Below are 10147 nucleotides of genomic sequence, written 5' to 3'. Positions count from 1 at the left end.
CCGCTTTGATGTGGTTGCGATCGACGCGCAGCGCCGGCGCTGGCGGCTGGAAGTAATCAAGGACGCGTTTTGATGCTGGATATCAGGCTATTACGTGACGATCCCCAGGGTGCGCGGGCGGAGCTGGCCAAGGTCGGTTATCCGGCCGCAGAGCTGGAGCGGTTATTGGCCCTGGACACCGCTCGGCGCCGCTTGCAGCATCAACTCGACGAAATGCGTGCCAGCCGCACCAAGCAATCCAAGGAGATAGGACAGGCCGAGCCACAGGTGCGCGAGACGCGACGGGCCGAGATGCGCGTCTTGGGCGAACAGATCGCCGCGGGCGAGCGCGAGTTGGCGGCCGCCGAGGCGCAATATCTGCAAGCGATGCTGGAGGTGCCCAACCTACCTCGCCCCTGGGTCCCGGTGGGCGACAACGACAGCCAAAATCGGATCGTTCGCAGTGAAGGCGAGGTCAAAGAGCTGCCCTTCAAAGCGCGCACCCATTGGGAATTGGGCGAGCGCCTGGGACTCATCGACTTCGAGCGGGGGGTCAAGCTTGCCGGCAGCCGGTTTTATTTTCTGACCGCCGTTGGCGCGCGGCTGGAGCGGGCGCTGATCTCCTTGATGCTCGATCTCAAACGCGAACAGGGCTACCTGGAGCTGGCCCCGCCTCTGATGGTCAACAGCGAGGCGGTCACCGCCACCGCCCATCTGCCTAAGTTTCGCGATACCATGTACCGCGACGTCGAAGAGGACTATTGGTTCATTCCTACCGCCGAGGTTCCGCTGACCAATTATTACGCGCGAGAAATAATTGAGGAAAAACGGCTGCCGATTTATCTGACCGCTTACACGCCCTGCTTTCGGCGAGAGAAAATGTCCGCCGGGCGCGATGTACGCGGGATCAAGCGGGGCCATCAGTTCGACAAGGTCGAGATGGTCAAGCTGGTCCATCCACAGCACTCCGACCAGGAATTGGAGAGCCTGGTGGAAGACGCCTGCGAGGTTTGCCGGCGGCTGGGCTTGCCCTTTCGGGTAATTCAGATGTGTACGGGAGATTTGGGCTTTGCTGCTGCCGCCAAATACGACGTCGAGGTGTGGGCAGCCGGAGTGGGGGAATGGCTGGAGGTCAGCTCGTGCTCGAATTGCTGGGATTTTCAGGCGCGCCGCGCCCAGATCCGCTTTCGCAGCGAACGCAGCGGGCGGCCCGAGTTGGTTCATACCTTGAACGGCTCGGGCTTGGGGCTGCCTCGCACCTTGATCGCGCTGTTGGAAAACTATCAGCAGGCCGACGGCTCGATCGCGCTGCCTCCCGTGCTGCGACCCTACTTGGGCGGCTTGGAGCTGATCGAGCCGGCGAACTGAGCGGTTGGCTTCAAGTTTAATTCGTGGCGGCGTCACATATCTGTAACAAATGCGCGCTATATCGTGGCAGAGCTTATGTGCCCCGTTGTGATGTCCTGGGTTTGCCGCTGGCTCGAAGAGATGGACGCGAGGCTTTGGCGCGGCTTGTACTTGGCATGCGAGGGCGGGGAAAACTGAGGGCGGCGCGATGACGGCGAAACTCGATCTGCGCCGCCTAAGCGCGTATTTTGGCAAGCACGCCGCCCTGCGCGACATCACGGTGGGCTTCGCCGCCAATCGGGTGACCGCCATCATCGGTCCCTCGGGCTGCGGCAAATCCACCTTGGTGCGCTGCCTTAATCGGATGCACGAAGTCACGCCGGGAGCGCGGGTCAGCGGCGCGGTACATCTGGACGGTGAGGACATCTACGCGGCGGGGATCGATCCGGTCATGATCCGGCGGCGGGTCGGAATGGTATTTCAAAAGCCCACGCCATTTCCCACCATGTCGATCGAAGACAACGTCGCCGCCGGCCTGCGCCTCAACGGGCGCGGCCTTTCTCACGCCCAACGTGATATAGTGGTGGAGCGCAGCCTGCGCCAGGCGGCGCTGTGGGAGGAGGTCAAAGACAAATTGCGGGCCCGCGGTGTCAGCCTAAGCGGCGGTCAGCAGCAGCGCCTGTGTATTGCCCGCGCGCTAGCGGTCGAGCCAGAGGTGCTGTTGATGGACGAGCCTTGCTCGGCGCTGGATCCGATTTCGACCGCCCGTATCGAGGAACTGATTTTGGAGTTGCGCGCCAACTATACGATCGTCCTGGTCACCCACAATATGCAGCAGGCGGCGCGCGCTTCCGACGCCACCGCGTTTTTGCTGGGCGGCGACCTGATCGAGTTTGGCGATACCAACCAAATTTTCACCAATCCCACCCGGCACGAGACTGAAGATTACATTACCGGCCGCTTCGGCTGAGGGGCGAGACGATGGATACTAACCATCCCCACACCAACCGCCAGTTCGAGGAAGAGCTGCGCGGTCTGCGCACGTTGCTGCTGCAGATGGGCGGCTTGGTGGAGCGCCAGATCGCCGACGCGGTGCGCTCGCTAGTGGAGCGCGATTCCGAACTGGCGCGCGCCACCATCGCGCGCGACGGCGAAGTCAACCGCATGGATATCGAGACCGACGCGCTGTGCCTGCGCCTGCTGGCCCTGCGCCAGCCCGCGGCCAGCGACCTGCGCTTTATTACCACCAGCTTGAAGATAACCACCGACATGGAGCGCATTGGCGACATCGCGGTCAACATCAGTGAGCGCGCGCTGGAACTCAATCACGAGCCCGTGCTTAAGCCTTATATCGACATTCCACGGATGGCGGCGTTGGCTCAGAGCATGGTCAAGGACAGCCTGGACGCTTTCGTCAACAACGACACGGAAGCGGCGGAAAAGGTGATCGAGCAGGACGACGAGGTCGATCAGCTCAATTATCAGATCTTCCGCGAGTTGCTAAGCTACATGGCCGAGGAACCGCGCACCATCTCGCGCGCCACTCGGGTGCTGTTCGTTTCCAAGTACCTCGAGCGAATAGCTGACCACGCGACCAATATCGCCGAGATGGTGGTGTTCATGGTCAAGGGCAAGACCATCAAGCATATGGATAAGAGCAGCCGATGAGCGCTACCTCGTTAGCGTCGCGCCAGGGGGCCGGGGCGCGGGTCCTGGTAGTCGAGGATGAACAGGATATCCGCGGCTTGGTGCGCTTTGCCCTGGAGCAGGAGGGGTTCGCGGTGGAGGAGGCTGGCGACGGGGTCCAGGCCAACGAAATCCTGGCCAAGCGGCTGCCCGACGCGCTGATCCTGGACCTGATGCTGCCTGGGATGCCGGGGTTGGAGCTGTGTCAAAAGTTGCGCGCCAACGCGCGCAGCGCGGCACTCCCCATCCTGATGCTGACGGCCAAAAGTTCGGAGGTCGATCGCGTTTTGGGGCTGGAGATGGGCGCCGACGATTACGTGGTCAAGCCCTTCAGTCCGCGCGAATTGGTGGCCCGCCTGCGCGCCGTCCTGCGCCGAGCCCGGGCTCAGCAGGCGGCGGTCAGCGGTCCGGTCTACGAGCGTGGCTGGCTGCGCCTGGATGCCGGCAGTTACGAGGTTTTCGTGCGCGGCCAGCGGCGTCAACTCTGTCTGCGAGAATTCGAGCTGTTACGCTTTTTCGTCGAACATCCTGCTCGGGTCTATTCGCGCGAGCAGTTGCTCGATTTGGTCTGGGGCCGTGACGTCTTCGTCGAGCCGCGCACCGTGGACGTACACGTGCGCCGGCTGCGCTGCCAGATAGAGCGCGACGACAGCCGCCCCGAGTTGATCTTAACCGTGCGAAGCGTGGGCTATCGCTTTAACCCCGACGCCCTTGGGTAAGACTTTTATCCGCCGCTTGGCTGCCATCGTGCTGCTGAGCATCCTGCCTGCCGCCCTGGTGCTGACAGTGGTCGCCGCCCGCGGCGCGCTCAGTTTCTGGTGGCTGGCGCTGGCCTTGGGTTTGGGTTTGGTCGGCGGGGCCCTGATGTGCGCGCTGGTGGTGCGCCTGCTGTTGGAGCGCGCTCAAGTCTTGGAACAGGGCGCGCGCGATCTGGAGGCCAAGCGCCCTCCGATGCGCCTGATCCACAGCGAGCGACTGATGGGCGGGGCGGAAAACCACCTGCTGGCGGCCGGCGACCAACTCGTGCGCGAGGTCCTCGCCCTGGCCGAGCAACGCAACGAACTCTCCGCTATCCTGCGTGGAATGTCCGAGGGCGTGGTCGTTACCGACAGCCACGGCCAAGTCCTGTTGACCAATGGCGCCGCGCGCGAGCTGTTTGGGCTGGCGCCCGAGGCCGATTACCGCGGTCGCAGTTTGGTGGAAATCTGCCGCGAGCCGGCCTTGCAGCAACTGCTCCAGCGCTCCATCGCGCAGCCCGGCGCGGTGGTCGCTAATGCCGAGGTCGCCTTGCCCGGCGGCGCCATCCGTCATTTGCGCGTGACCGCTGGGGTAGTGGGCGAGGCCGGTGCGGGACGCGCCGCGCGGGTCCTGCTGCTCTACGACATCACCCAGCTCAAGGCTTACGAAAATCTGCGCAGCGACTTCATCGCCAACCTCACCCACGAAATTCGCACTCCGCTCAGCGCGATCTGCGGCTACGCCGAAACCCTGCTGTTGGGGGTGGACAATGCCGACGCGCGCCAACGCTTTTTAGCGATTATCGAGCGTCAAGCCCACCGCTTGGCCCGCTTGGTGGATGATCTGGTCTCGCTCTCGGATCTGGAGCGCGGTCTGACCCCCTTGCGATGCGAGGCATTACAGCCGCGCCGCCTGCTTGAGGAAGTGATCGAGCTTATCCAGGAGCAGGCCGAGCGCCAAGGTGTTCGCCTTGCGATCGACTGCCCGCCCCAACTGCCCGAGCTCAAAGGCGATCACGACCGCCTGCATCAAGTCCTGATCAACCTGCTCGACAACGCGGTCAAGTACAGCGCTTCAGGTGGCGTTGTTACCCTGGCGGCGCGGATGGCGCCCGGCGGCGACGGGGTCGAACTTGTGGTCGCGGATCGAGGTGAGGGGATTCCCGCCCAGTACATTCCGCGGCTGACCGAGCGCTTCTACCGGGTCGATCAAGCGCGTTCACGCGAGTTGGGCGGTACCGGCTTGGGGCTGGCGATCGTCAAACATATTGTGCAGTTGCATCATGGCGAACTGTTGATCGAAAGCCGGGTGCGCGAGGGTACCACGGTGACTGTGCGACTTCCCCTGGAAGGGGCGGCGGGAGCGCCAATCGTCAACGGTATTCCCCGCGCCGCGCTCTAGCGGTCACGTAGACTTTTTCCTCAGCCTGCGCTTGGTGTCCTGCAGGGTCGGGAGCAAGCTTGCCCCAGTTGCGAGGATCGAATAAAAACCAAACTTCACGCCACCTGCGCGCGCCCTTAGCTCAGCGGATCAGAGCAGTAGACTACGGATCTACGGGTCGGGGGTTCAAATCCCTCAGGGCGCGCCAAAAGAATTCAATAACACATGAGCAGCCTGCGTTCGCGGGCGAGGCATCATTGCAACGTCCGGAGAGCCTCCGCGAAGCAGCAGTTGGGGGAAAAAGCGGACCCCTGACCGGACCCCCTAAGGGGGTCTTCGGAAAAAGGCCCGAATTTCCGACAGAATTTTGGTGGAGGCGGGGGGAATTGAACCCCCGTCCGAAGACTGTCCGACTGTGGTCACTACACGCTTAGTCCGCGCACTCTAGCTCGCCACCGGGCCGCCCACGGACGGGCTGTCCGCCAGCCAGCCGATTGAAATTTCGGGAGTGGCGTCCAATCGGTGAACTACGCTTCCCTAGCCCACTAAATGACGCCCCACTCTGCGGCCATGGGCGAGCTGCAGTGGGACGCTAGCGGCCCTTAGGCCGCCAGAGCGTATCCGTTATTGTCTGCGGGTAAATTTCGCAGAGCTGTTTGTTTAACGGGACCAACAGCACCCCGGCGTGCGACCGCAACCCTCTAGCCTCCGTCGAACCCATTTCGCCCCCATCGCGCAAGATGCAATCGCGAGATCGAACCATTGTCTCGGTCGTCGAACGGCTACGCATCTATTAATTTAAGCTTGCCTCCACGCCGTCGCAAGCTGGGTCCTAGCTTGCCGCGACCGACGGTTTGCGCTACGCCATTTAATCGTGGATCAACTACTGGTCGGATGGTTGTACGGCACGTTGGCCGGAGTGGTACTGCTGGTGGCAATCATGGCCGCGGTGGGTATCAGTCTGGCACGGCGGGGCAAGCCGCCTCCTTCCGCCGGCAAGCCGGTTCACAAGGTACGCACTGTGGTCTATCGGCGCCACCCGTGACGGGCGAGGGTAGCGCGCTTCCATCGGCCGGCGCCTCCAGCAATCGTTAGACAATGGCTTCCAACCAAGCGGCCGCGCGTGACGGCTATGAGCTGGTGGTGGAAAACCGCAAGGCGCGCCACGATTTCTTTATCGAGGAGGCGCTGGAGGCCGGAATGACGTTGACCGGCACCGAGGTCAAGTCGTTGCGCGCTCACAAGGCCAACCTGCGCGACAGCTACGCGCGTATCCGCAGTGGCGAGATGTTTTTGGTGGGCGTGCATATCGGCGCCTACGCGCCGGCCGGCCAGTTCAGCCATGCCGAGACCCGCGCCCGCAAGCTCCTGCTCCATCGACGCGAGATCGAGCGGTTATGGGGCAAAGTACGCGAGCGCGGCTATTCGCTGGTGCCGCTGCGGATCTATTTCAAAAGAGGACGGGCCAAAGTCGAGCTGGCGCTGGCGCGCGGCAAACACGCCTACGACAAGCGCCAGAGTATTGCGCAAAAGAGTAGCCGGCGGGAGATCGAACGACTGCTCAAAGAGCGCAATCGCTGAGCGGCCGCGCGGCGGCGGTCTTCCGGCCGAGTCTCGTCCGTCTCCTGGATCAGGCGGAGGTGGGCGGGGATGCGGCGTCGGCGGGCGCGTCGAGCATCGCACGCAGCCGCTGGATTCGCCGGGGCAGGGGCGGATGGGTGGAAAAGAGGTTGTCGAAGAAGCCCTCGCGATCGTCTTCGCGCAGTCCCTCGCGCGGATTGACGATGAAAAGATGGGCGGTCCCGCGCGAGGCATTCTTCAGGGGCGATTCGTGAGCGGCGATCTGTTCCAGTGCGCGCAGCAGGGCGCGGGGATTGCGGGTAAACTCCACCGAACCAGCATCGGCTAGATATTCGCGCTGGCGCGCCACCGCCATCGCCAGCAATTGGCATAGGATGGGCGAGATCGCGGCCAGGACAAAGACCGCAAGCGCGATCAGGATCCCGGCCTGGCCCTGGTCATTATCGCGCCTACGTTCGCGCTCGCCGAAGCCGTCGAACCACATCCAGCGCGCCAGAAAATCCGCCAGCATCGCGATACCGCCCACCAGTACGGCGATCATCATCATGGTGCGGATGTCGTAGTCGCGGATATGCGCCATCTCGTGGCCGATCACGCCCTGGAGCTGTTCGCGATCCATCATGTCGATCAATCCCTGGGTAACGCAGATGACCGAATGTTGCGGGTCGCGGCCGGTAGCGAAAGCGTTGGGCGCCGGATCCGCCATTACGTACGCCTTGATTGGCGGCATCCGCGCCGCCAGCCGCATCTCCTCGATTACGTCAAGGACGACCTTATGGCGGTTGCTATCCGGTTGCAGCTCCACCGCATGGACGGAGGCCAGGATGAGGTTAGCGCCACCGTAGTATGAGACGACGGTCTGAACCAAGGCTACGATCAACGCGGCGATGGTGAGAAAAGGAAAACCGCTCAGCCCCTCGGGCGTGATGCGCAGGTTACCGAATACGAAATCGAGCCCCGCGCCGAGAAGGCAGAAGAAAATCACGAAAATTCCAACCAGAAAGGCGGTCTGGCGCCGGTTGGTACGCTCCCATTGCCAAAAACTGACGGCCATGCGGGGTTGATTTTGCTAGGCGGCCTCAGGCTTGGCTGCCTGCGCCCATCGACAGATCGACCTTGGGCACGGCCTCGTCGCCCGGGGCGGCCTGGAAGTAGGTAGCAGGCAGAAAACCGAAGTTGTTGGCGATCAGGTTGGCGGGAAAGGTCTGGACACGAGTGTTATAAGCCAGCACCGCGTCGTTGTAGGCTTGGCGCGAGAAGGCGATTTGATTTTCCGTCGTAGTCAGCTCTTCCTGCAGGCGCAGTACATTCTGATCGGCCTTGAGCTGCGGGTAATTCTCGATCACCGCCAAGAGGCGACCCAAGCCAGCACTGAGCTGGTTTTCCGCCTGTATCCGCGCGCCCTGATCGGGTGCGCTTATCGCCCGACCGCGCGCCTCGACCACCTGGGTCAGGGTCTGGCGCTCAAACTGCATGTAGCCTTTGACAGCTTCGACCAGGTTGGGAATCAGATCATGGCGGCGTTTGAGCTGGACGTCGATCTGGCGCCATGCCGCGTCGACCTGGTTCTTGAGCCCGACCAGAGAATTGTAGAGCAGGATCAGCGCCAGCGCGACGATGGCGATTACGATCAAAGCGATCCAGCCGCCCATGTTTTCCTCTTGGCCCGCGACACGATAAAGCGGGGTTGTTGCTCTGTCAGGCCTATCGACTCTTTGGCGCGAGCGCAAGTGGCGAGCCACGGCCGGGGTGGGGCGTGGCTCGCCACGAAAGGCAGTTTAGTTATGCTCGACTTTGATCCGCACGGGCTTGGCGGAGGCCGGCTTGGCCACGCGCACGTGAAGCACGCCGTCGCGATAGCTGGCCACGATCGGCTCGCTAGCCCATTGCGCCGGCAACCTGAAGGCCCGATGGTAATTGCCGTAATAGCGCTCTGCACGCCGCACGGTCACGTCATCCGAGCGCCGCGGCGCTGGCCGCTCCGCGCTGACCAGCAGCATGCCATCCTCGACCCGGACCTCGATCGACTCAGCCTTGACGCCGGGAAGGTCGAAATCGAACTCAAAGCCGTCTGCATCCTCGGTCACGTCGGCCGCCAGCAAGGCGACCGGAGTATGCTCAGATTCCTCGAATGAATTGAGCCAGGGGGCAGCCCATCCATTAGCCAATCCATTAGTCAGCAGCGCAGCCATTGTTATTATTGACCTCCTTAAGAATTCATTCCGGGGATAATTTGTTTTTTCACTGACACTCTCCAACTTAAGTACGAACGGCGCGACGTCAAGGGCATGCGCATCGGCTCGATCATGCTTTTTCAGACGGGGGCCTAAGGCCTGTATGTTCAGGCCGTTGACTAAGGCTTGCGTGTGGCCGTCGCAGGATGACTAGGAACCGAGCTCCGATTTTCCCTCTGGTAGAACTGAGGAAGAAAGCCAGAGCCGGCGACCGAAGCCACCGGGCAAGCATGGCATGATGTCACTGTGGGCGTCTTCGGGATGAGGTTAGAGGTTGGGAGAGTCGCTGGATTTCGGCTCGGAAACGGCCGGCCATCACCCGGTGACCGGCGCGTTCGGCCTGTTGTTGCCCGGCTTTAAGCACACCCAGGGCGCGCGATATGCTGCCCTTGCCAATCAAAATGCCGGCCTGACGGAACAGCCGAGCGTAGGTTTTGGCCTGCGAAGAGTCCATGGCAGCAAGCGAGGAAAGCCTCGATGCAATCCTAGGTGGTGCGTTGCGCATACTCCAGCCCCGTCGCGGTTACCGCTTTTCGGTCGAGGCGATTATGCTGGCGCGCTTTATCAGACCACGCCCCGGTGTGCGCCTAATCGAACTGGGAGCGGGATGCGGGGTGGTGGCGTTGGCTGCGGCGCGGCTGTATCACCCGCGAGAGGTAGTGGCGCTGGAGCTGCAGGAGACGTTGGCTGCCCTGATTGCGCGCAACGCCGCGCTCAACCAGCTCACAGTCGTGCGCGCGATCGTGGGGGATCTGCGTGCTCAGCGGATTCCCGGCCTGAGCGCGGACAGTTTTGATTATGTGATCGCCAACCCACCGTTTTTTCGCGCTGGCAGCGGACAGGAAAGCCCCCTTGACGGTCGACGCTTGGCCCGCGGCGGCGCTGGCGCGGAGCTGGAAGAGTTCGTGGCGGCGGCCGCGCGCTACCTCAAGAGCACGGGCAAGGCAGGCTTCGTCTTCGATGCGCGCCGCGGCGCGGAGTTGCTTTGCGCGCTGCGGATGCGCCGCCTGGAGCCCAAGCGGATGCGCCTGGTTCATCCCCGCGCCGGCCAGAGCGCAAGCACAATTCTCATCGAAGCATGCAAGGGTGGTGGGGTGGGGCTGGAGGTTGAACCGCCACTGATTTTGTACCGGGAGCCGGGAGTGCTCAGCCAAGAGGCGCGGGTTCTACTGGAGAACGGCGAGCCCGAGCCGCTGCCATGA

Annotated in this window: 11 protein-coding genes, 1 tRNA gene and 1 other RNA gene; 9 read left to right on the top strand and 4 right to left on the bottom strand. The window is 62.7% G+C overall.

The genetic code is table 11. The annotated features are described in order from the left end of the window. Positions 1-72: 72 nt before the first annotated feature. The 6 genes from serS (at position 73) to VKV28_12640 (ending at position 5338) form a co-directional block, all read left to right on the top strand. Positions 73-1347, top strand: coding sequence for a serine--tRNA ligase (gene serS, locus VKV28_12665; GenBank protein ID HLH77647.1), 1275 nt, complete (start codon positions 73-75; stop codon positions 1345-1347). 187 nt (positions 1348-1534) lie between these two features. Continuing rightward, positions 1535-2296, top strand: a complete 762-nt coding sequence (pstB, locus tag VKV28_12660) for a phosphate ABC transporter ATP-binding protein PstB (GenBank protein HLH77646.1) — start codon at positions 1535-1537, stop codon at positions 2294-2296. A gap of 11 nt (positions 2297-2307) precedes the next feature. Then, a complete protein-coding gene (gene phoU, locus VKV28_12655; GenBank protein HLH77645.1) occupies positions 2308-2994 on the top strand; it encodes a phosphate signaling complex protein PhoU in 687 nt (228 codons plus the stop codon). Beyond that, complete coding sequence (locus VKV28_12650) at positions 2991-3731, top strand: response regulator (protein HLH77644.1); 741 nt, start codon at positions 2991-2993, stop codon at positions 3729-3731. Before phoU ends, VKV28_12650 begins: the two co-directional genes overlap by 4 nt. Further along, positions 3724-5151, top strand: coding sequence for an ATP-binding protein (locus VKV28_12645; protein HLH77643.1), 1428 nt, complete (start codon positions 3724-3726; stop codon positions 5149-5151). Before VKV28_12650 ends, VKV28_12645 begins: the two co-directional genes overlap by 8 nt. 110 nt (positions 5152-5261) lie before the next feature. Then, positions 5262-5338, top strand: a tRNA-Arg gene (locus VKV28_12640). A 160-nt stretch (positions 5339-5498) separates the two neighbouring features. Here VKV28_12640 and ssrA read toward each other — a convergent pair. Beyond that, positions 5499-5860: a transfer-messenger RNA gene (ssrA, locus tag VKV28_12635) on the bottom strand. A 144-nt stretch (positions 5861-6004) separates the two neighbouring features. Here ssrA and VKV28_12630 point away from each other — a divergent pair. Together VKV28_12630 and smpB are read left to right on the top strand one after the other, a co-directional pair. Continuing rightward, positions 6005-6175, top strand: coding sequence for a hypothetical protein (locus VKV28_12630; GenBank protein HLH77642.1), 171 nt, complete (start codon positions 6005-6007; stop codon positions 6173-6175). Between the two features lie 53 nt (positions 6176-6228). Continuing rightward, positions 6229-6711 carry an SsrA-binding protein SmpB gene (gene smpB / locus VKV28_12625; GenBank protein HLH77641.1) on the top strand — a complete coding sequence of 161 codons (483 nt, stop codon included), beginning with the start codon at positions 6229-6231 and terminating at the stop codon, positions 6709-6711. Positions 6712-6760: 49 nt separating this feature from the next. On the opposite strand, the gene VKV28_12620 is transcribed toward smpB, so the two are convergent. The 3 genes from VKV28_12620 to VKV28_12610 all read right to left on the bottom strand — a co-directional run bounded on the left by VKV28_12620 (position 6761) and on the right by VKV28_12610 (position 8903). Then, entirely contained in the window at positions 6761-7765 is a 1005-nt protein-coding gene (locus VKV28_12620; GenBank protein ID HLH77640.1) for a M48 family metallopeptidase, read from the bottom strand. A gap of 25 nt (positions 7766-7790) precedes the next feature. Beyond that, the gene (locus tag VKV28_12615; GenBank protein HLH77639.1) at positions 7791-8363 is read right to left on the bottom strand and encodes a LemA family protein; all 573 of its coding nucleotides are present in this window, start codon (positions 8361-8363) and stop codon (positions 7791-7793) included. Between the two features lie 126 nt (positions 8364-8489). Next, the gene (locus tag VKV28_12610) at positions 8490-8903 is read right to left on the bottom strand and encodes an Hsp20/alpha crystallin family protein (protein HLH77638.1); all 414 of its coding nucleotides are present in this window, start codon (positions 8901-8903) and stop codon (positions 8490-8492) included. 494 nt (positions 8904-9397) lie between these two features. Between VKV28_12610 and VKV28_12605 the strand changes: the two genes are divergently transcribed. Then, the gene (locus VKV28_12605; GenBank protein HLH77637.1) at positions 9398-10147 is read left to right on the top strand and encodes a methyltransferase; all 750 of its coding nucleotides are present in this window, start codon (positions 9398-9400) and stop codon (positions 10145-10147) included.

This window comes from Candidatus Binataceae bacterium, from assembly GCA_035294265.1.
Classification (GTDB): Bacteria; Desulfobacterota; Binatia; order Binatales; family Binataceae; genus DATGLK01.
This window is presented reverse-complemented; position numbering and strand designations above follow the sequence as displayed.

Excerpts from the sequence above, each read along its gene's own strand:
- serS (HLH77647.1), top strand. The coding sequence starts at position 73 with ATGCTGGATATCAGGCTATTACGTGACGATCCCCAGGGTGCGCGGGCG.
- pstB (HLH77646.1), top strand. The coding sequence starts at position 1,535 with ATGACGGCGAAACTCGATCTGCGCCGCCTAAGCGCGTATTTTGGCAAG.
- phoU (HLH77645.1), top strand. The coding sequence starts at position 2,308 with ATGGATACTAACCATCCCCACACCAACCGCCAGTTCGAGGAAGAGCTG.
- VKV28_12650 (HLH77644.1), top strand. The coding sequence starts at position 2,991 with ATGAGCGCTACCTCGTTAGCGTCGCGCCAGGGGGCCGGGGCGCGGGTC.
- smpB (HLH77641.1), top strand. The coding sequence starts at position 6,229 with ATGGCTTCCAACCAAGCGGCCGCGCGTGACGGCTATGAGCTGGTGGTG.
- VKV28_12620 (HLH77640.1), bottom strand. The coding sequence starts at position 7,765 with ATGGCCGTCAGTTTTTGGCAATGGGAGCGTACCAACCGGCGCCAGACC.
- VKV28_12615 (HLH77639.1), bottom strand. The coding sequence starts at position 8,363 with ATGGGCGGCTGGATCGCTTTGATCGTAATCGCCATCGTCGCGCTGGCG.
- VKV28_12610 (HLH77638.1), bottom strand. The coding sequence starts at position 8,903 with ATGGCTGCGCTGCTGACTAATGGATTGGCTAATGGATGGGCTGCCCCC.
- VKV28_12605 (HLH77637.1), top strand. The coding sequence starts at position 9,398 with ATGGCAGCAAGCGAGGAAAGCCTCGATGCAATCCTAGGTGGTGCGTTG.